Below are 21117 nucleotides of genomic sequence, written 5' to 3' on the forward strand. Positions count from 1 at the left end.
TAAATACTTTTATCAATGGTAAACAATCTACCATATGTATGGAGCAACAAATGAGTGAGCAAATTCTCACACTATCGCAACTAGGCTGGCGACCTTATTTTCAACAACAACTGACTTTTGAAGATTTAACTGATTTTCAGGTTGGTCGAATTATTGAACAACATCGAAGCAATGTGATTGTTTTGAGTGAGCAAGGCCAAGTGAGTTTATTACCACCATCTGGTGATGAGCGTGTTTGTGTGGGTGATTGGGTACTATTTGATGAAGATCTACGAATTCAGCGTGTACTAGATAGACAATCATTGTTTGATCGTAAAGCACCTGGTTCTAAAGTCGCATCACAGCTGATTGCTGCGAATGTTGATAGTGTCATGATCGTATGTTCTCTGAATAACGATTTCAATTTGAGCCGTATTGAGCGTTATCTTGCTATTGCAAAAGAAGCTGAAGTAGAGCCTGTGGTTGTTCTGACTAAAGCTGATTTATGCGATGATGCTGATGATAAACAAGATCAAGTGCAAAAACTGAATCGTATGATGAGCGTATACAGTGTGAATGCGCTAGATGCGAAAGAGCTAACAGCGTTACATAGCTATTGTAAAAATGGTCAAACTATCGCTTTCTTAGGTTCATCTGGTGTTGGTAAATCAACATTAGTTAATGGATTGCTTGGATTTGAAGCTCAAGAGACGGGCGAAATCCGTGAAGATGACAGCAAAGGTAGACATACAACAACACACCGAGCTCTTAAGCTAATGCCTCAAGGCGGTTTGTTAATGGATACTCCTGGAATGCGTGAATTGCAACTAGCAGATTGTGAGCAAGGTGTGAATGCTACATTTAGTGAGATTACAGACCTTGCGCTAACATGTCGTTTTAGTGATTGTTCACACACCAAAGAGCCGGGTTGTGCTGTACTAAGAGCGGTTGATTCTGGTGAGTTAGATGAGCGCCGTTTGGTGAGCTACCAAAAGCTAATGCGTGAGCAAGCTATTAATGGTGCAAGCCTAGCTGAACAGCGAGCGAAAGATAAAGCATTTGGAAAAATGGTACATGGCGCTATTGCTGAAGCTCGTAGCCGTAAAAAAGGGTATGAGTCGAGCACTTATTAATATACAAAGTTAATTTATAAAACCGTCTTTATTATTTTGAATAAAGGCGGTTTTTTTATATAAAATCATTCAATATAAATATGAATGATTTTATAAGACTTTTAATTATGTTTTGTTATTTTAAAGATTTATGATGTAAATTTAATTGTTATTTGTATTAATATTATACGATATAATACTGTTTGTAGATTGATATCACTTTGTCATTCCGTTGCAACCCATTGATTTTTATGTGGTAAGTTGTAAATATCTAAAATATCTAAAATATCTAAGGTGAGTTAATGTGTTTTAATCGTTTGTTTTTTAAATGGCATTATTAAAAAATCAAATGATTAAATTATATAATTGAAATTTAGTTTCAAGTTGAATTATATAATTATATGTAACTTGCATAAATCTCTAGTGTGAATGATTCTTATTTGAACAAATACTTTCATTAGCATAATTCTATATTTTAAAAAAACGAATTATTTAATGTATTTGAGTGTTTTAATTTTAGGATTTATTTACCATGTATTATATGGAGTTTTTATGAAAAAAAGTTTTATTTATTGCTGTATATCTCTTTGTTTAAGTGGTGGAGCTTATGCTTATGATGATGTAGATGGGGCGGCAGTTGCAATGCTTAGCAGTGTACAGAATCCTGATGTAGTTTATATCGATGCGCAAAACTGGGATGAATCAGCTAGTAATGTTATCAAATATACTGATATGAATGATGATATAGTTGCTAATAATAAGAAATATTTGATTGATTTCAGTCGAATTACCGTTCCAGAGTTAAAAGAAAAAAAGAAATCATTATTACGAAATAATATCGGTTTAAGCTTTGAAGAAGACTTCTTGATTGTTACTCGACATAAAGGCAAGTTAATGTTTTCTCCTTTGAATAATGAAAATGATGCTAATTTATTTACTTTAGATTCTAACGATGAACACTCTCCTCCAATTGCCGCCTTATCCTCCGGTGAGGATGTATCTGGCCAATCAGGTTCACTTCCACATGTTTCATTTTATCTAGAAGTAAATAAACAAATCACAGATGCTGAATGTAGCTTTCCAAATTCTTTAGTTTGGGATGATCGTGGTTCTCGATCTTTTTGTAGTAATGGTAATATTTCTTTAATTTATCAAGTTATTTTAGAACGTTCATTACAGTTTGGTACGAGTGCGGCAGCAACCCCTGATGCGAAAATTGTTAGGATTAGTTTAGATGATAATACATCTGGTACTGGTATTCATTTAAATGAGCAATTGTCGGAAAGAGCAAATCATGCCGGTTATCAAGTTATTTCTGGGTGGGCTATCGAATGGTCAGCAAGTGCGATTGCTCAAGACTATTTATTTGATTTTTCGACATCTAATAATAAAGCTCAAATTTTAAAAACATTTCCAAGAGAGAATATTAATGCTAATTACAGCATAACAGAGACATCAGGATTTAGTGTGGGAGTTTCTGGTGGAGCTGAGATTAGCGCTGAAGGACCGAAAGGAAGCCTTCAAGCTAATGCTAGTTATAATCAAACGAAGTCTCTGACATTTAATACATCTGATTATCGAGTGGAACGAAATTCACATTCACCGCATCATGTTTCATTTAAATGGAATAGAGAGCAATATGCGACATCAGAATCGTTATTAACATCTTGGACAAATTTAGTTTGGGTTACTGACTACCCTGTTGATCTTGGTTTAGTTAAACCTATTGGTTACGCAAGCTTTGTTCCTAAGTTTGATGTTATCTATAAAGCATCTCCAAATGAAACCGGTACTACAGTATTCACTATTGACTCATCAGTAAATATGAAACCAATTTATAATCGTTCTTGGTTTTATTTTTATGGAGTCGGCGCACATCAAACATACTATGGTGTCGAAGATTCGCCTCTTCGTCGTATAAATAAACCTGTGTCATTTACTGTTGATTGGGAACATCCGGTTTTTACTGGCGGACGACCTGTAAATTTACAACTTGCTTCATTTAATAATAGATGTATCAATGCTGATGATAATGGAAATTTATCGCCTTCTATTTGTTCGACAAATAGTGTTACACAGTCATTTATTTATGATCAGTATAAACGCTATGCTAGTGCTACAGATACGAAAAAATGTTTAGATGGACAAGATTTAACAAAGCTTAATTCGTGTAATTTTAATTTGAGTCAACGTTGGGAATGGCGTGGTGATAAATTGCAGAATGTATATGTAAAAGGAGATGTTGGTAGTGCCGAATATCTTTCTCATAATAAATCAACGGGACAAATTGGCTTGTCTATTGAAGAAAATACTGAGCAGAGTATTCGTACTATCACGTCTTATACATCTGTTTTTGACCCGAAAAATGTGAACAACAAATCATTAACTATTTTTGCTGATGCTGATTATTCTGGTGAACGTTTATCAATTTCAGATAGTATTGCTGACTTAGAAGGTATGAATAATAAATTGAGTTCATATACGATTCCAGATGGTTGGGAAGTTGTTTTCTTTGAAGGCAAGAATTTTACTGGAGGATACTATACTAGACATTCTAGCAGTTCTTATGCATCTGATTTTAATGATTTAATCCAGTCTATTAGAATTCGTCAAAAGTAATAAATTTAAATACTAATAAGGCTCCTTAATAGGGGCCTTTATTGTATTTGATGTTATGAGTTTTGTTATTCATTTTTTAGAGCACATATAAAAATTATGGTAGCGGATTAATTTATAGGTTTTGGGTATCGATGAAAGTTGAATATGGTGTAGGTTGGAATAAAAAAATCAATCCATTTCTAGTGCATGATAAATATAAAATATATGGGTACGTTTCATTAGATAAATTATCAGAATGGAATAGATTGATACCTAAGCAGAAAGAATGCGAATTTTTTTGTAAAAAAGAATATCGTTATCTTTTGTGAATAGAGGCATGGATTGCCTTTAGGTGATAAACCTCGTACTATCCTAATTAATTGAAATAATCAATAATTTGACCCAGTAAGAGTATGTAATTATGAACAACGATGCAGACATCATCACAAACCTAGAAGATCTAGAAACGTTTTTAATCTCAATTGAAAATGGTGGTTTTGGCTTAACAAATGTTGCCGGTATTGCATTAGCAACAAGCAATAAAGATGGTCGCCGTTTTGTTGCCGTATTGGATGATAAGCACCAGCTTTTATTGTCTCGTTGGGTAACAGAGGAAGTGTTTCAAACGGGGCAAGATTTAGTGCGTAACGGTCCAAACCGAACAACGCATTAATTATTGTTCTGAGTTCTATTGTTTCTAACTAGGAAAACTGATTTATAAAGTAATGGTTAGGAACAATAGAAAGTAATGATTGCGCATATGAAGAAAACAAACACCATTGCTTCAATCAGCCACTCTTTGTCATCCCAGCCTAATAGTTTTATCTCTGCTTTCGTTAGTTTGATTTCTAAGTCTTCAAAATCATCATTTAAATCGCACATAGCCATTCCTTTTTATGTCTGAAATTTAAAGTGATCTTATCGTTCCTTTTGGTTTAGAAAAATTGAATAATTTAAAACTAGCATTTAATTAAACTAAACAAGAAAGAGGGGGTTAGTACCGCTCCTCTTTGCTTCTCTATTAATTATTTGATTGTATCCTTTCGATTCATGTACTTAGCGATAAAGTAAGGTGGGATTAAAAAGATTAAAAAATAGATGGATTCATGGATGAATATGGATGCTATTTTCTCTTCATGGTTTAAGTAAGCAAATAAAGCCGATATATCCAAAAGGATATAGAGTGTTGCTAATACACTTGAAATGATGAAAGCCAAGCCGAGAATATCTCTTTGATAAGCTTTTGATATCGTCATTTTTATTCCTTCAAAAATGTTAGGTACAAAATAACTTACGCCTAATCATCCGGTGATTTTTTGCGCTATATCAATAATTATTTTTTGTGTGTGGAAAGTAAGATTTACTATTTGATAATTAAAGAAAAATTGGATTATTGCTGTTAATTACGTTCTTTTATAGTGCTAATTAATTGGTGATAATTAACAGTTAAGTAACCATTCCGATACAACATATTGATAAGAAAGAGAAAGTTTGAGAATTATAAGTCAAAAGTCTGGTTTCATAATATGAAAGTGGTAGCATGATCTGGTGTGTTATTTAAGGAATAGAAAAATGGTCACCACCACTCCAACGCGTTTTAAAGTTAAAGTGAACACAAGCAAAGGAAGCTCTTATTGGACACTTAGTGGTTCTACAACCATTTTTGAAGAAGCTGTTGTTTTTACTATGGAATCCATGCCAGATTTCTTTCGACAGTCGCTTAATCAGGATTCTATTGAATTATTACCTGTTGAGTAAAAGAGAAAAAATGCAATTTGTAGTGCATGAGTATAAAGGACAACGTTAATTTAGTGTTGTCCTTTTTATTTAATAACTATAAATAGCTGTATATATAGATGATTTATCTGCAATGGTGCGTTATTTTTAATTTATATGAGTGCAAATAACAATATTGTTAGTTATTAATAAATAAATTTAAGGGTTAGTTCTCATTCTGTTAAATAGAAAAAGTTGACACTTAAGTTTGGGACTTATGCATCAAATGGTGAAAGCTTCAGATGATATAAAGGCAAAAAATACACCCACAAAAAGTAGGTGTTAATGATGTCATTATAATTCTGGAGTAGTAGTATGCAAGACAATAATGCACGATTTCCCACGATAGCTAAGGTTTTGATCCTCAGACAATTTTTATGGGGTGCCGCTTTTTATGGTGCCTTTGTACTTCTCACTAAATTCTTTCTCGATGATCTTAATTATAGCGAAGCTGATACCATAATGATGATGGGGGCCTTTGGTGCCGTTGGCCCTGTATTCTCTGCCGTTGGTGGTTTTTTAGCTGATAAGTTTATCGGTGCATTTCGTGCTGTATATATAGGTTATGCCACTTATTTAGCCGGTTTTTTATTACTAGGTATTGGTGCGAGTCAGCTTAATGTGCCTATGAGTATTCTGGCTATTGCCTTAATTGGTTTTGCTCGTGGATTATCAGCAACATGCCCAACGGTTCTTTTTGGGAATTCATATTCAGAGACGAACCGCGAGGCTTTTCAACAAGGTCTTACTATAAATTATTCAATTAACAACCTTGGTTCTTTTTCTGCTAAATATCTTTTTCCTTTTTTAATTGCTTACCTAGCTTATCAAGGCGTATTTTTTGTATCTGCTATTTTAATGGCGCTAAATTTACTTATGTTTTATAAGTTCCGTAAAGAGCTAGTGAGTGTCGGTAATGATTTAGATAAAGCGCCATTACCACTAAAAACTTGGGGTCTGTTTTTTGCTGGTTCAGCAGCTATGCTAGGCCTAATCTTTTGGATATTTTCAAACCTTGAAACGGGTAAATATATTCTTTATACCTTGGGCTTTGGTGCTATTGGTTATTTTATTTATGAGATAACTCAAGCTACACGCGCATATCAATACAAAATGGTGGCAGTATTAATTACGGTTTGTATTCTTATTGTGTTCTATTTCTTTTATGGTCAAATGTTTACCTCAATGAACATGTACGCCATTAATTTAATGGATGATACGTTACTTGGTTTTATTCCTATCCATCCTGAATCGAATATGGCATTTAACCCTCTATGGTGTTTTGTTCTTGGTGGACCAATGATTCAACTTTATGCATGGTTAGATCGTAAAGGATATTCGCCAACAATTCCGACCAAAATTGCGGGTGCATTCATGCTAAGTACCATTGCTTTTGGTTATTAGAACTTTCAGCAGGATCAATTGGTGAGAATGGTAAAATATCAGCAGATTGGATATTACTGGTTCACTTTTTTCAATCAGGGGCTGAGCTTATTGTTGGGGCTTTGGGCGCTGGGTTTATTTTTGAAATGGTGCCACGTTACCTTGCTGCGTTTTCAATTGGTTTACGCGCGGTTGCGATTTCATTAAGTGGTATTTTAGCGGCGGTAATTGCAACGAAAATCGCGTTACCAAAAGACATCGTATTTACACCAGAAGTGGTTGAAACCGTGTATACCAGTTACTTTTATATGCTAGCGCAAGTGGCTGCATTTATGGCGGTATTGACGCTAGGGTTATCTAAAGTGATTCAAAAGTTAATTACTCGAGGTGAAGCGTTAGAAGCAGAAGAAAAAGTAGACACAACAATGAGATCAAATATCGGTTGATATAAAGTAGTAAGATGAGCAAAAGAAATAAGAAAAGAGCGAATAGCTCTTTTCTTATTCTGTTTGGTGGGAAAGAGTCAAATTATACCGCCATGTTGAAGTTCATCGGAAAAGGAAAAAAAGAGATAAGCTCCACTGGAAATCAAGAAAACAAAAACAAGCTCTTCAAAAGTCCAAGCTTTTATATTCCATTTTCTTTTATTCCTCCCCAGCCCCTTTAATTCTTTTTGATCCAACTCTATTTCTAGATCCTTAAAGTAGTCATCTAAATCGTCACACATACGTAGCCCTCCTAGAACGTAACTATTTAGCTTGATCTAGACTACGCCAATTATCTTATTTGCATAACTGATGTAAATTACAGTAATCAATAATATTGTTTATATATCAGCTAAAACCGACCGACATAAGCTTTACCAATTAAGTTATTATCTTTTTTAGATAAATGGTGATTAATGTGCGTGAGCGTATCTACTTTCACCTCACTTAATTTTCCTTTTATTGGTAATAAATTTGAGCCATGCGTACTATCAATCAATGGAGCATCATTAGTTACCTTTGCAGTATTATGTTAGTTTTCAACGACAATTAGCCGCCAATACGACGGCTAATTTATGGGGGATTGAGTTTTATTTAGACAGTTCAGCCGCGGTATCAACAAAAATACCTTGGATATCTTTTGCTTCACGCTCTGTTTGTCCGCCGTGTTTTAAAAATGCAGAGATAATAGCGGCTGTTTTTTGTTCTTTAGCACGCTCTAAAAAGTAACGTAACTCTAATTCTGCGCCCGCGTCTTCATCTTTAATTGATGTCGCAATGATCTCTTTGTACATCACAATATCACGCACTTCTAATGTGCTAATCACACCTAAAGTCATGGCTAAAAAGTTATCCATTTCTGCTTTAGGAACAAATTGAGTAATGATATTTAAGTTTTCAGCTTGTTGTGCTGTGAAATCGTTACCCAATAGAAGAGCTTGTAATGCTTTGTTTTTGCCCATTCTTCTTGCGAATTGAACTGCGCCTTGTCCGCCAGTAGGAATATTTACGTGAACTTCTGGTTGAGCAAACGCTGCATTCTCGGTGCCATAAGCAAGATCACACGCCATAACAAACTCATTACCGCCCCACGAGCCACACCATCAACTAAAGCAACAGACACTTGTTTCATTGCTTTGATGTTCATGATCATGTGGTTGAACTCAATAGACGCTGCTTGACCGCCTTGCGTACCGTTGATCACGTTTAGATCAAGGTGTGCTAAAAAGAAGGTTTCATGCAGTGATTTAAACACCACCACTTTAGTATCTCGGTCATCTTTTAAAGAAAGTACATACTCATTAATTTCGTTAATTAGATTAATGGTTAATACATTCACTGGTGGGTTATTGATAGCTACTGTTGCGATGCCATTTTGGTTAGTGATTGATAATGTTTTCATAATGTACTTCCTCTAAATCGCCTATTGGCTAGTTTAAATATGGTTACGTTGAGAGGGTGTCCTCTGCGTCAGTGAGGTAACTATAAGTAATCTATTAGATGAGAAAAATACTAATAAAGGCACAATATTGATGCTAAAATTGCACCAATACTGTTTTTATTTATTCCCGTGAGGCTCAAATGGATTTTTCTAATCGCTTACTTTTATTGTTAGAAGTCACTGAACTTGGCTCTTTTACTAATGTTGCAGAGCAAAAGAATCTTGATCGTTCAGTCATTTCAAAGCAGATAAGTCGTTTAGAAGAAGAGTTAAGGGTTCGCTTACTTAACCGCACCACGCGCTCGTTATCATTAACCGCTGCGGGTAATGAGATGGTCAACCAAGCGAAGCTATTACGTGATTTGCTTAATAACACTCATCGTTTAGCGCAAAACTACCATTCTGAGCCAAGAGGGATATTACGAATTACCAGTTCAATGATGTTTGGGCGACAGTACGTTCAAGATGCTATCTCGGTTTTTCAGAAGCAATATCCAGATGTGAAGTGCGAGTTGAGATTAGAAGATAGAGTGGTGGATATCGTGCAAGAAGGCTTTGATATTGGTTTTCGTATTGGCAGACCAAAGAACTCCAGTTTGATTTCTCGTAAAATTGCTCGAAGCCGTTTGTTAATTGTCGCGTCGCCTGATTTTATTCAACAGCATGGGAAAATAGAGACGATTGAAAAGCTAGAATCTCTACCCGCGACGATTTATGCGGCTCCCGGTTTATTTATTGATAAGTTCACTTATCTTGATGAAAACAAGGTTGAGCAACAGTTTCATTTGAATGTCGCGTATAAAGTGAATGATGTTGAGATGGTAGTAAAAAGTGCAGTAGCAGGTAATACGCTTGCAGTGGTAACAGCCCAAATGATTGAAAACGAAATTATTGAAGGAAAGCTTATCCCAATAATGACTCATTTGAATCTTGAAGATTTTGGAACGTTTTATGCCGTATACCCACACCGAGATGCCCCGATTAAAACCAAGTTATTTATTGATGTTTTAAAATCGATTATTGGAGAGGACTCTCCGATGTGGGAGAAAAATATACCAGATTTCGCCAAATTATATGGCGGTACGAAGTAGTTTGTCGGTTTAGCTTTGAGCTGTTTTTAAGCGTTAAGGTTTCTCGCCATCTTCTCTGCAATACGCTTAAATTCAGCGATCTCTTCATCAGAGATATCCATCGACATCTTTTCAAACATCGTTTTATCAATCCCCGAGATTTTTTTCATAATCTCTTTGCCACCTTCAGTGATACGAAGGCATTGGCTGCGCTTATCTTCAGGGTTAGGCTCTTTAATGATGAGTTCTTGTGTTAATAAAGAGCTTAAAAGGCGTGTGACTTGAGCTTTATCTCTATGTAAATAATTAGCAATATCAATGGCTGTACAATGTGGTTTGTGGTTAATGATCTTGATAACACGCACATGCATAGGAGTGATCCCAAGCGCTAATTCTTCAATTTGGTCATGTAAATTACGCTTTAATGTATGCACGAGCGTGAACAAACTCTCTAACGATTTTCTTTCTGACATTAAACTCTCACCATGAAAGTGGTTGACATTGTCAACTAAAAATATATAGTTGATATTATCAACTTAATTGAGCGTTCTTTCAAGAGGAAGCTCAAATCAGTTTGTTGTTATTTACGACACAATTCAGATTATTAGAAGGTAGAACTATGATCCCTAAAATTAGAAAAGATAAGTGTTACCGAGTGACGATTGAAGAGATAACACCAGAGCAAGAAGTGGCTCAAACATTAGCGTTTGAATTTCAAGATCGTGAAGATGTTTTTAATATCGTGAACAACGTAAAGCAAAAAAGTGGTTTGGAGCCAGAAGTAGCAACCAGAGTGGGTGTTGCATTGCGTTTATTGGGTCCTGTGATGATGGCAAATCGTAAACATGAATTGTTTGCGGATTTTATGCCGCACTTTAAAACCTTTATGCAGAATTTGAAGAGTAAAGTGAAAGGCAAATAAGAGAGTGATGCTTTTCTGTCCACTGATTTTATGAAAAGAAAGCCGAGTATTTAAGTACTTGGGCTTTTTTATATCTACTGTCTACCTTGAAATGATCTTACACCTTGAGGACATTTAAAAGGATACTTCATTATTATATTTAATTTTGTTTAATTGGTATCTATTTGTTATTAAATGATTTTTTAAGGTTTTCGTCTGTTTTTACTTGTCGATTAAACAAGGCTAAATTTACATTTAAAGGTTAATCAATAGTGGTGAATAGTCGTAGTCGCTAATATCTAAAGTCATAAAGCAGCATAAATAAAAAAACTCAATGAAGATGAACGATACATACATCAAGAGGAATCATATGAATATATTCTTAGACTACGCTTCATTAGGCATACTTTTTATTGTTTTATTAATCTTCATTTATGGATTAATTATTGTGCATGATATTCCCTATGAAATGGCGCTTAAAAGAAACCATCCTCATGCCGAGGCTATTCATGTTGCGGGGTGGATTAGTTTATTTTTTCTTCATGTTCTGTGGCCGTTTTTGTGGATTTGGGCAAGTATGTATAACGGCGATAAACAAGCATGGTTAGGGGAGAAAGATAAGGTCTCAGCACAAGAATATTCATCTTTGATTGCTCGTATTAATGAATTAGAAAAACAGATTAAGGAGTAAAAGATGGAAACGCTTATCATCTTAAGTTACATCGCTCTATGTATCATCGTATTTAAAGTTTGTAATCTTCCTAGAAATAAATGGACGATTACAACGGCTTCTGTCATTGGTCTGTTTCTTGTAGGTTGGATATTTTTATATATGGCGATGTATCAACCCGTCTCTCGCATGGCAAGACTTTATAGTGTAACCACACCAATTACTTCTCAAGTGGAAGGGTTAGTAACCGATGTATTTGTTCAAGGTAATCAGCAATTAAAGGCGGGAGATCCGTTATATCAAATTGATAAAGCGCCTTTTCAAGATAAAGTAAATCGAATCCAGAGTGATATTGCACGTACAGATTCAGCAATAGATTTTTATCAAGCTGAGTTTGATCGATACCAAAAATTAGGAACCAAAGGGTTCTCTTCTCAAGAAAATATCGATGATATAAAATCTCAATTACTGCAACAAAAAGCGGATAAAAATAAATACCTAACTCAGCTTGATTTAGCGAAATTCAATTTGGATCATACAACGGTAGTTGCACCTACCGATGGTTATGTTACTCAAGTTGCTTTAAGACCGGGAATGAAGAGTCGTGTGGTACCTTTTCAAGGTAATTTGGTCTTTGTTCATAAAGAGGATAAGCAGTTATTTGCAGCATTTAAGCAATCTCCCGCCCGATATATTAAAGAAGGGTACCCAGCCGAAGTGACGTTTAATACGATTCCTGGCCATGCTTATAAAGCACATGTGGTGCGAGTCAATAACATCATCGCACAAGGGCGGTGACCCCTTCAGGTCTAATGCAAGCACCTGAAAAAATCAGTCAGGGTGGTAGGATCTTAGTTAAAGTCGAGTTGGATAACCCATCGTTGTTGAAGGGCATGCCACTTCCTTCGGGTACCGATGCTCATGTTGCAGTGTATTCACCTAAATGGGAAATGTTTAGCTTGGTACGTAAAGTTATTCTTAGAATGCAAAGTTGGGAAAATTGGGTGTTTGAGGGTTAAAGACCCTGTTACTTGAATAACAAAGGCGAGACTACTCAGTTAGTTTCGCCTTTTTATCATAGATGGTCGGTATGATTTGTTATTCAACACTTGGAATGGCGTTAGTGATTGCGCTACGTAACCATTGGTGGCCAATATCGTTTTTTGAGTTTGATGCCACGTCATATAAATGGGAACTTTATTGGTTTTAAAAGGTACTGGAAATATATTCAGACCAAAGCTTTCTGCAACTTTTGTGGCATGCCACTTACTTGTCACACATAGCCAGTCTGTTTCTGAGGCTAATAGTAACGCCGTTGTCGTCGAGCCTGTGGTATAGGCAATTTTTCTTTTTGGAAGGCTGTTTTCAATAACTAAAGAATCGAGTGTATTGGTATTTAGTCGTTGTGTTTTCCACATAAGATGACTTTCATTCATGAAATCTTCCATGGTGAGAGTCTCTTTTATTCGAGGGTGATCTTTATTTACGGTCACGACGAGTTCTTGTTCAAATAGAATTTGATTTATATAACCATGATCAGTGAGTGGCACGGTCGCTAAAATAACATCAACTCGTCTGTTGCGAAGAGCGTCTTGCCTATCTTGCTCATTCAAATGTTCGATATCAGCATCAAAGGTAATATTTGGCGCGTGCTTTTCTTTATATTTAACTAAGTTTGGTATGAGTAATAAATCAATATCTTTATGGCTAGATATTCGGAAAGTACGTTGACTGTTTTGTGCTTCAAAGTCTAAATGAGATTTAGAACCGTTGATAAGAAGGTTCAGAGGGCCTTGAATTTCGCTATGTAGCTCTAACGCAAAACTGGTCGGGATAATCCCTCTGCCTTGACGAATAAAGAGGGTATCTTGATAGTGTTCTCGTAAACGGTTTAGTGCATGACTTACTGCTGGCGCAGTGACATTGAGCGCTTCCGCTGCTGCGTTAACACTTTTTGATTTCATTACCGCATCAAATGTTTTAAGCAGATTTAAATCCATTTTCACCTCTTAGTATATTCAATCTTATCCTTAGAAAGAGCCGTTTATGCTCTGCGCTTTTTAAAAGCATACCAACCGGCGCTTAGTAAGGTTTTAAGTACCACACTAAATGCACTCAATTGAGGATCAGCGTCCTTTCCATCTGCAATACGCCACATTTGATGCTCATACCAAACAAGCCCTACCATCGCCATTTTATCTAATGCAGGTTTGCCTGTTGTTGGTTCTGCTAACGGCATTCCATAGTCTGAATTTTGCATTAATTTATTTGGGAAATCAGGGTCAACAGCCATGGTTCGTGCAATACCGATAAAGTCAGTCGCAGAGGTATTTAAGGCTTCATTCATTGCAGGAGCAGAGCGAAAACCACCAGTCACAACCAAAGGTGTATTAACTAGCGTTCTTACTTTTTCCATGTAATCCATAAAGTAAGCTTCACGTTTAACGGTACTTTCTTTTACTGGTTTATTTTTATCTTTGGATCCCATCATTGATGGACTCTCGTAAGTGCCACCAGATATCTCAATTAAGTCGATGCCGTTATTACTTAAAGTTTGCACAACCTGCATTGATTCTTCTTCAGTGAAACCGCCTTTCATAAAATCGGCACTATTAAGCTTAATGCCTACCGGGAATTCAGCCCCAACTTCTTTACGAATAGCATTATATACTTCGAGTACGAAACGCAGTCGGTTTTCTAATGAGCCACCCCATTTGTCGTTTCGTTGATTGTGCCTTGAGGATAAAAATTGACTAACAAGATAACCATGAGCACCATGAATTTGTACTCCAGTAAAGCCTGCTTGCTTTGCTAGTTTGGCACTGGTAGCGAATTTAGTAATGATCTCTTGGATTTCACTCTCAGTGAGTTCTCGTGGGGTATTAAAACTTTTTTCTAGTCCACGCTCTAACGGTATTGCTGAAGGGGCTACTGGATCTGCACATAGAAATTTTGGAATTTGCTTACCTGGATGGTTAAGTTGCATCCATATGTGTGAGCTATTTTGCGTGCCTGCCTTTGCCCATTCACTAAATAATCTAAGGTCACTTTTCTCATCTAAAACCACATTCTTAGGCTCGCCAAGGGCGGTTCTATCCACCATGACATTACCTGTCATCGATAAACCAATACCGCCTTTAGCCCAACGTTGGTATAAGGTTACCAAACCAGAAGTCGGGTTATGCTGCTTATCGCCAAGCTGTTCACTCATTGCTGATTTGAACAGACGATTTTTAATAACTTGACCATGAGTAAGAGTAAATGGTTGATTGAGATCTATCGAATTCATACGTGCCTTATGGTTATATTATTATGTGATTAGGGCGTGTTAATCATAAAAGATCAACACGCCCTAGTTAGTATGCACTATTTTATCGATATAAATGTAAAGATTGCACAATTTGTATGTGTGTACGCTAATACTATATTTAGCCAACCATCTCGCATTGCCCTTCGATTTTTATTTTCTGTTTCTTCTCTAACACTTCAAATACAATCAACAGTGCTGCTGCGATGATGGCACCAATAAAGCATAAATACAGTGCACTGTAATAGTTGTATAGCTCACCTACCACACCAACTAAAACACTGGATACCAATACACTGATATTCAACATGTTTGAGAATAAAGTAGAAGCAGTGCCTAATCTGTCTTTCATCATATCTTGTAAAGCAACCATACCAAGTGTTGCACAAACACCAATAAAGAAACCATTTAGTATCTGAGCTATCAACATTGAAGTAAAGCTGGTGCTTGAAAGCATAACAAGAAAGAACATAGCGCCAGATATAACACCAAGGGTCATCACTCTGGTTGTACCCATTTTCTCAGCCATTTTGCCAGCACCAAGCATCACAGGGATCTCGCATGCTGCAGCTACACCAAACATCAGCCCTAACCAACTAACATCCACTTGTAACTCTTGTGAAAGATACAAAGGCATACTTGTAATGTACAAATTGTTAGCTGAAAAGGCACAGACGATAATGAAACAATAGAGAATCACCATGCGTCCGAGAGGCTTATGTTCAGTAATTACGGCTGTTTTTTCTTCTTTTGTTACGACGTTATCAGGAATAAATTTAGCAATGATCAGTATTGCTACTGATACTGTTATAGCAGAGACAGCAAATGCTGCATTGAATCCAAATTGTGCTTTAAGCATGAATGCTGCTGGTGGGCCAAATACCCAAGCTATGGCAAGGCCTGCTCGCATTGTTGCTAAAAAACTGGTGCTGTTGGTAACGTGTCTGTCACCATATTCACGACCTAAAGCAAACAGTTGACCAAAAGAAGCACCACTTACGCTCCCAAATACGATCGCCATGGTAATCGCTAACCAATAATCACGAATAACAGTAAAACTGGCGACTAAAATTAAGTAGCTTGCTAGTGATATCATCAGAATGGTTTTACGGTTCCAATGTGTGTCTGAGCGTTTAGCAATAAATTGAGATACGATCACTGAACTGCTGACTGCAAGTGTCATATATAGACTCAGCATCATTGGTGAAGCATCTAGCTCTTCAACAATGAACAGGCTTGATAGTGGATAAAAAAATGCACTGCAAAGCCCCGTTATAAAAGCGGTAAAAATAAATAGTAAAGAGGTTTTATCTTTATACATAACTCAATTCCAGTATACGAAATGTGGTTTAAGTGATCATTTGGTTTTACGGGTAGTCTACTTAATGATGAGCCTATTAATTGATGTTATTCGAGCTAGATCTAATACTATTCATTCATCTTGTTATGCTTCTTTGACAGAAAATTATCATCATACTATTCTGAAACGGAAAGGAATCGATTGGAGTAGCAATGAAGCTGTTTAAAGAGCATGTACTGAATTTACCTAATTTTGATTGGATCGTAAGAGAGTTTCATTGTCGAGTTGAAGATAATGAGTTTGCGTGCTCTTGGCATTATCATTCTGAGTATGAATTGGTGTTGTATCTTGATCCTGATGGGCATTTCAAGGTAGCTATTTTGCAGGTGATGCAATTGGTGATATTCACCATAATTCTTTATTTCTTTATGGCCCAGGTTTACCTCATATGGTGGCAGGAAGAAGTGTGAAGGTAGAACAGTCAAAGCACCACACTTTAATTATCTGGTTTGCTCATCATTGGGTTGAACGCTTAATAGCACTTATTCCTGAAGCAAGAAACTTAAAACGTTTATTGGACAATTCGGCTTATGGGCTGTCGTTTAGCGTAGAGGTAGCACTGAAGGTATCTGAATTATTAAAACAAGCAACATCATTAGATCGCCACCAACAAGCTGTAAAAGTTATTGAGATAGTAGTGAGCCTTGCTGATGATATTGAAGCAAAGAAATTATCAACAACACCTTATCGAATTAAACCTCTTTCGGATGATTCAGAATTTAATCACCGCATTGAACGAGCAACAAGATACATAGAAAAACACTATGGTGATGCGATAAAGATTGCTGATTTATGCAAACGACTTCATATGAGTGAGAGCTCGGCTTATCGTATGTTTGAGAAGCATTATGGGATGAGTTTTTCTGATCATATAAAGCAATACCGTATTGGTAAAGCTTGTGAACTGTTAGCGAGTACTAACTTACCTGTTGCGCTCGTTGCTGAGAAGACTGGGTTTAAAAATATATCCAATTTTAATCGTCAGTTTAAGGAGTTAAAAACCATGACGCCGAGTGATTTTCGACGTCGATTTAATTAAAACAGAACTTTGGTTACAGCTGATAAATTACGTTATTATTTATTACCTTCTAAACTCGGTTGATGTTCTTATGCCTACCACCTCTTTTTCACTGATCCCTGTAGGGGTTAGATTTATGTTTCTTTCAGCGCTTGGATTTGCGCTTATGTCTGCGTGCGTAAAATACGTGAGTAATTACGGTATTCCAGTATTTGAAATTGTGGCAGCAAGGGCGCTCGTTTCTTTGATCATTAGTTATGCTGATGTGAAACGAAAAGGCATTTCGATATGGGGAAATAATAAGCCATTACTTCTTGCTCGTGGGGCTGTAGGTACAACGGCTCTTATGTGTGTTTACTATGCAGTGACGACTCTACCTTTGGCTGAAGCTACGATCTTACAATATGTTCATCCTATTTTTACCGCATTGCTCGGCGTTCTATTTCTTAAAGAACACATTCAAAAATCAACCATGCTTTGCATTGCGTTCTGTCTTGCTGGGTTGTTTGTCATGGTTCAGCCAAGTATGGACAGTGGAAGCACGAGCGAATTGCCAATTTTTAGTATCGCTGTTGCTTTGTGTGGTGCGTTAGGAAGTTCTATTGCTTATGTGATAGTTAGAAAGCTCAGCCAGACAGAAGATAGCTCCGTTATTATCTTTTATTTCCCATTAGTGGCATTATCCATCTCAACTGTACTGATTTGGAATGACTTTGTATGGCCAAGTTTGTTCCTTACGATGATCTTGATTTTAATCGGCATCTTCACACAAATTGGGCAATACGGACTGACCAAAGCTATGCAAACCCAAGCCGCGGGTAAAGCGTCTGCTTACTCTTATGTACAGATTGTCTTTTCAGCGTTATTAGGTGTTTGGATATTTAATGAAATTCCATCCATTTGGACATATTTAGGTGGTGGCTTGATTGTGACTGGTGCGCTAATTAACGTATTTGGTAAGCAGTCGGTTTCTATCACGAAGAAAAATAGTTAGGCATAAAATGAATGAAAGCGCTAATTTACTTAAGTTAGTGCTTACTCTCTTTGTAAGTAATCGCTTTAATTGATCGAAGCAGGGCCAACAAATTTTATTTTGTTAGCCCCTGAAAAAACATAATGATATGTGAGTGTCTATTAATATTTACTCAACGTCGCAATTAGTGCAGCTTTGTAGTGCGATTTCGTGTTCAAAAACTAATGCGTCATTTTCAGCCAGAAGTTCTGCAATTTCATCTGCTACTTCTTTCTCATCATCAGCTTCAATTTGGCCTTCTAGCTCTTCTTCTGAATAACCGTAGAAGTTCAGTAATAAGTAATCACGAGCTTCTGCTTTAGTACAAGTTACGTTTACTGAAAGATCAGCTTCAACGTTGCCTTGTTCGATAATTGCAGCCAGTTGTGCTTGAACATCTTCTTTCATTGTTGCTGTTAACCAACCAAGGTCAGTATTCACTTTGGTTTTTTTACAGTTAAAACAAGGCAGTTCGTGAAAGTAGTATTGAAAATTAGTCATAGGTCATTTCTCTTTTGAGTGTTGTATCGCAAGATTATGCGCGTTTTTGAGGAAAATACTATATTAATAAAGTTATTAGCCTGAAAAGTAGGACTTTATTTTCTCTCGCAACCATATATTTGCAGGGCTTTGTCGCTCTCGATTATGAGTTAATAATCCTGGCATGCTGTGTTAAATACAGTTTCATGAATGTACCGCTATGTGTCAATGCGCTAAATTAGCCCCATACCAATACGAATTCCCAAAGAGGCGTTAGGTTTACCATTTTGAAAATGGTGATGGTTCGTGATCATTGATGATAAGAACGTTATTCATAGCTAATTACTCCGCAAAAAATAGGTTGGATACACAAATCGAAAAGGCTTTTTGACGCCACTTTGTTTTGTTGAAAACTACCCATAGGTCTGGGATATCTAAAACTTCAAAGTCTCACCATCAGCAGGAATAAGGGTTTTATCTGACAAACCGTTTTTATTAATTGCTTCTTTAAGAATTGGTCGAGTTACTGCACAGTGATTGAGTGCCTCCATATGGTTCGCAATGACCTTATTAGGGGAAAGGTGAATAAACTCCATAACCTCTTCAATAGACATTAATAACGGTTGACCAACGTCCATACGAGCACGACCTGCCGCGACTACTGTGATATCAGGTTTCAACTCAGTCAATGCTCGTTTTACATCATCGGTTAGAACTGTATCACCGCTAATGTAAATAGAAGGCTCATTGGGGAGCTCCAAGAAAAATCCAACACCATTAGCCATTACCTTGTGAATCCATCCATGACCGTGCAAAGCCGGAACCGCGGTGAGCTTTCCGTCTAGAAAGTCGATAGTTTGCCAGTCTTCAATTCCCCAATTTACCGTTAAGTCGTATTTTTCTAGGTAAGCCTTATCTTTGGCTGGTGTCGCAACTGGGATATTACGACTTGTTAAAAATGCCTCACCTGCCGGATCTAGGTGATCTCCATGTTGTAATGCCTTGATACCAAATGTTTGACTGTGAGTAATTAAGGTATGAGTAACTTTGTTTAGTAGCTCATCGGCATTACTTGGCATCTCAACGGTTGGATTTTTCGCGGCCTTAGCCTTAATTACTGAAAAGGGAGGCATAGAGCCTTTTTTTCCCAACATAGGATCAATAAGGATAAATCTTTCGCCAGATTCAATAATAAATGTTGCGCTACGTAGGTGGTGGATCTTCATAATGCCTCTCTAAACTCACTAACAAGCCATGTTCTCTATGATATTTAGTATGCTATTTTCCAGTTTCTTGTGATACTGTCTTGAAAGTCAATATTCGCGCAAATCGAGACGCTTATGAACAAATCAAGCGAGCTAATTAAAATTACGATGGTAGCCTTTGAAGGCATCAGTGCTTTTCATCTCTCTGTGCCTTGTCTGGTGTTTCAAGATATCTTTTTCGGTCAGCAGGTTCGGTTTGACTTGAGGATCTGTTGCGAAAACAGCTTGCAGTTTGAAACAAGCTCTGGATTTGGTGTGGTGGTAGATAGTGATTTAAGTGCTATCCAAGAAGCTGATATTATAATTATTCCAAGCTGGCCAAATGACTTGCCAGAGCCAAGTGAGCGACTTATAGAGGCGTTAATAGAGCATCATAATAAAGGGAAGTTGCTGGTAGGACTTTGCCTTGGTTCTTATGTTCTCGCGTGTGCTGGCGTTCTCGATGGCAAACGAGCCACAAGCCATTGGGCGTTTTCCGAACAATTTCAGCAGCAATTTCCTAAGGTGGATTTTGACCCAAACCCTCTATTTGTTGAACATGAGACTATCATTACCTCTGCTGGAGTAGCCGCTTCACTCGATTGTTGTCTACACATAGTGCGCCGTTTGTGTGGTAGTGAGCTTGCGAATGATCTCGCACGTAAGATGGTGACTGCGCCATCTCGTACAGGTGGACAGCAGCAATATATACCAGCACCAGTCAACATAAAACCTCTTACAGAGACAAGTATCAGCCTTGTGATTGAGCTGGTTGAGCAGAGCCTTAATCAGTCTCATTCACTAGATGAAGTTGCTGAGCGCTGTGCGATGAGTAAACGTACTTTTACACGCCAGTTTAAATCCACCTATGGCTGTACATTTGGTGAATGGCTGCAAAATCGACGTTTGGTGCTTAGCCAGCGTCTATTAGAAACCACGAAACTATCGATACCTCAAGTTGCAGAGCAAGCGGGTTTTGGCTCTGATAGTGTATTCAGAAAGCACTTTAAATCTGCTTTTCATGTATCGCCGGTTCAGTGGCGCACGACTTTCAAGCAATAGTATTCATTTCATTGAGGGCGAATCTTAACATCTATTATCCCAACGCCTTAAATCGTGTTAGCCCTAAACCTCTCCAGTCACCGCATATTGGCCTTCAATTACTACCTTCAGTTTCTTCTCTAATATCTCAAACACAATCAACCTATTTGCAAAACGGGCGCTTTTTGCTCCTAAGCGATTTAACATTCTTTGACAGATAGCGCTTACACGATTAGCCTG

19 protein-coding genes and 4 pseudogenes are annotated in these 21117 nt (G+C 37.0%); 13 read left to right on the forward strand and 10 right to left on the reverse strand.

Going from position 1 to position 21117, the window contains the following annotated elements; translation table 11 throughout:
• The first annotated feature begins 50 nt into the window (after positions 1–50).
• The 3 genes from rsgA to AAFX60_014215 all read left to right on the forward strand — a co-directional run bounded on the left by rsgA (position 51) and on the right by AAFX60_014215 (position 4362).
• Complete coding sequence (gene rsgA, locus AAFX60_014205; protein XDF79588.1) at positions 51–1112, forward strand: ribosome small subunit-dependent GTPase A; 1062 nt, start codon at positions 51–53, stop codon at positions 1110–1112.
• A gap of 531 nt (positions 1113–1643) precedes the next feature.
• Entirely contained in the window at positions 1644–3710 is a 2067-nt protein-coding gene (locus tag AAFX60_014210; protein ID XDF79589.1) for a leukocidin family pore-forming toxin, read from the forward strand.
• Positions 3711–4110: 400 nt separating this feature from the next.
• Positions 4111–4362 (forward strand): hypothetical protein, encoded by a 252-nt coding sequence (locus AAFX60_014215; GenBank protein XDF79590.1) that lies wholly within the window; start codon positions 4111–4113, stop codon positions 4360–4362.
• A gap of 56 nt (positions 4363–4418) precedes the next feature.
• Here the strand turns inward: AAFX60_014215 and AAFX60_014220 are convergent, their stop codons facing one another.
• The gene (locus AAFX60_014220) at positions 4419–4571 is read right to left on the reverse strand and encodes a hypothetical protein (GenBank protein ID XDF79591.1); all 153 of its coding nucleotides are present in this window, start codon (positions 4569–4571) and stop codon (positions 4419–4421) included.
• Positions 4572–4714: 143 nt separating this feature from the next.
• Positions 4715–4945 (reverse strand): D-fructose-6-phosphate amidotransferase, encoded by a 231-nt coding sequence (locus tag AAFX60_014225; protein ID XDF79592.1) that lies wholly within the window; start codon positions 4943–4945, stop codon positions 4715–4717.
• Positions 4946–5261: 316 nt separating this feature from the next.
• On the opposite strand from AAFX60_014225, the gene AAFX60_014230 reads away from it, so the two are divergent.
• On the forward strand, positions 5262–5447 hold the full coding sequence (locus tag AAFX60_014230) for a hypothetical protein (GenBank protein XDF79593.1): 186 nt from the start codon (positions 5262–5264) through the stop codon (positions 5445–5447).
• Between the two features lie 333 nt (positions 5448–5780).
• Positions 5781–7294 (forward strand): annotated as a pseudogene (locus AAFX60_014235) (peptide MFS transporter).
• Between the two features lie 77 nt (positions 7295–7371).
• On the opposite strand, the gene AAFX60_014240 reads toward AAFX60_014235, so the two are convergent.
• Positions 7372–7575 (reverse strand): hypothetical protein, encoded by a 204-nt coding sequence (locus tag AAFX60_014240; GenBank protein XDF79594.1) that lies wholly within the window; start codon positions 7573–7575, stop codon positions 7372–7374.
• A 348-nt stretch (positions 7576–7923) separates the two neighbouring features.
• A pseudogene (locus tag AAFX60_014245) lies at positions 7924–8735 on the reverse strand (enoyl-CoA hydratase/isomerase family protein).
• A 179-nt stretch (positions 8736–8914) separates the two neighbouring features.
• Here AAFX60_014245 and AAFX60_014250 point away from each other — a divergent pair.
• On the forward strand, positions 8915–9865 hold the full coding sequence (locus AAFX60_014250) for a LysR family transcriptional regulator (GenBank protein XDF79595.1): 951 nt from the start codon (positions 8915–8917) through the stop codon (positions 9863–9865).
• A gap of 26 nt (positions 9866–9891) precedes the next feature.
• Here the strand turns inward: AAFX60_014250 and AAFX60_014255 are convergent, their stop codons facing one another.
• Positions 9892–10317 (reverse strand): MarR family transcriptional regulator, encoded by a 426-nt coding sequence (locus tag AAFX60_014255; protein ID XDF79596.1) that lies wholly within the window; start codon positions 10315–10317, stop codon positions 9892–9894.
• 146 nt (positions 10318–10463) lie between these two features.
• Between AAFX60_014255 and AAFX60_014260 the strand changes: the two genes are divergently transcribed.
• From AAFX60_014260 to AAFX60_014275, 4 genes are all read left to right on the forward strand, one after another.
• Positions 10464–10766, forward strand: a complete 303-nt coding sequence (locus AAFX60_014260) for a DUF3861 domain-containing protein (GenBank protein XDF79597.1) — start codon at positions 10464–10466, stop codon at positions 10764–10766.
• Positions 10767–11115: 349 nt separating this feature from the next.
• Positions 11116–11436, forward strand: coding sequence for a DUF3302 domain-containing protein (locus AAFX60_014265; protein XDF79598.1), 321 nt, complete (start codon positions 11116–11118; stop codon positions 11434–11436).
• A 3-nt stretch (positions 11437–11439) separates the two neighbouring features.
• Positions 11440–12213: a biotin/lipoyl-binding protein gene (locus AAFX60_014270; GenBank protein XDF79599.1), complete on the forward strand. Its 774-nt coding sequence runs from the start codon at positions 11440–11442 to the stop codon at positions 12211–12213.
• Positions 12214–12227: 14 nt separating this feature from the next.
• Positions 12228–12434: a hypothetical protein gene (locus tag AAFX60_014275; protein XDF79600.1), complete on the forward strand. Its 207-nt coding sequence runs from the start codon at positions 12228–12230 to the stop codon at positions 12432–12434.
• 79 nt (positions 12435–12513) lie between these two features.
• Here AAFX60_014275 and AAFX60_014280 read toward each other — a convergent pair.
• From AAFX60_014280 to AAFX60_014290, 3 genes and pseudogenes are all read right to left on the reverse strand, one after another.
• A pseudogene (locus AAFX60_014280) lies at positions 12514–13415 on the reverse strand (LysR family transcriptional regulator).
• A gap of 44 nt (positions 13416–13459) precedes the next feature.
• A complete protein-coding gene (locus AAFX60_014285; GenBank protein ID XDF79601.1) occupies positions 13460–14704 on the reverse strand; it encodes an NADH:flavin oxidoreductase/NADH oxidase family protein in 1245 nt (414 codons plus the stop codon).
• Between the two features lie 139 nt (positions 14705–14843).
• Positions 14844–16043 carry a sugar efflux transporter gene (locus AAFX60_014290; GenBank protein XDF79602.1) on the reverse strand — a complete coding sequence of 400 codons (1200 nt, stop codon included), beginning with the start codon at positions 16041–16043 and terminating at the stop codon, positions 14844–14846.
• Positions 16044–16234: 191 nt separating this feature from the next.
• Here AAFX60_014290 and AAFX60_014295 point away from each other — a divergent pair.
• Positions 16235–17121: pseudogene (locus AAFX60_014295) on the forward strand (AraC family transcriptional regulator).
• Positions 17122–17191: 70 nt separating this feature from the next.
• The gene (locus AAFX60_014300) at positions 17192–18094 is read left to right on the forward strand and encodes a DMT family transporter (GenBank protein XDF79603.1); all 903 of its coding nucleotides are present in this window, start codon (positions 17192–17194) and stop codon (positions 18092–18094) included.
• A gap of 147 nt (positions 18095–18241) precedes the next feature.
• Here AAFX60_014300 and AAFX60_014305 read toward each other — a convergent pair whose 3' ends face one another.
• Positions 18242–18613 carry a hypothetical protein gene (locus AAFX60_014305; GenBank protein XDF79604.1) on the reverse strand — a complete coding sequence of 124 codons (372 nt, stop codon included), beginning with the start codon at positions 18611–18613 and terminating at the stop codon, positions 18242–18244.
• Positions 18614–19026: 413 nt separating this feature from the next.
• Complete coding sequence (locus AAFX60_014310) at positions 19027–19818, reverse strand: MBL fold metallo-hydrolase (GenBank protein XDF79605.1); 792 nt, start codon at positions 19816–19818, stop codon at positions 19027–19029.
• A 114-nt stretch (positions 19819–19932) separates the two neighbouring features.
• On the opposite strand from AAFX60_014310, the gene AAFX60_014315 reads away from it, so the two are divergent.
• Positions 19933–20898, forward strand: coding sequence for a helix-turn-helix domain-containing protein (locus AAFX60_014315; GenBank protein ID XDF79606.1), 966 nt, complete (start codon positions 19933–19935; stop codon positions 20896–20898).
• Positions 20899–21117 lie beyond the last annotated feature (219 nt).

This window comes from Aliivibrio fischeri (assembly GCA_038993745.2).
Lineage (GTDB): Bacteria > Pseudomonadota > Gammaproteobacteria > Enterobacterales > Vibrionaceae > Aliivibrio > Aliivibrio fischeri_B.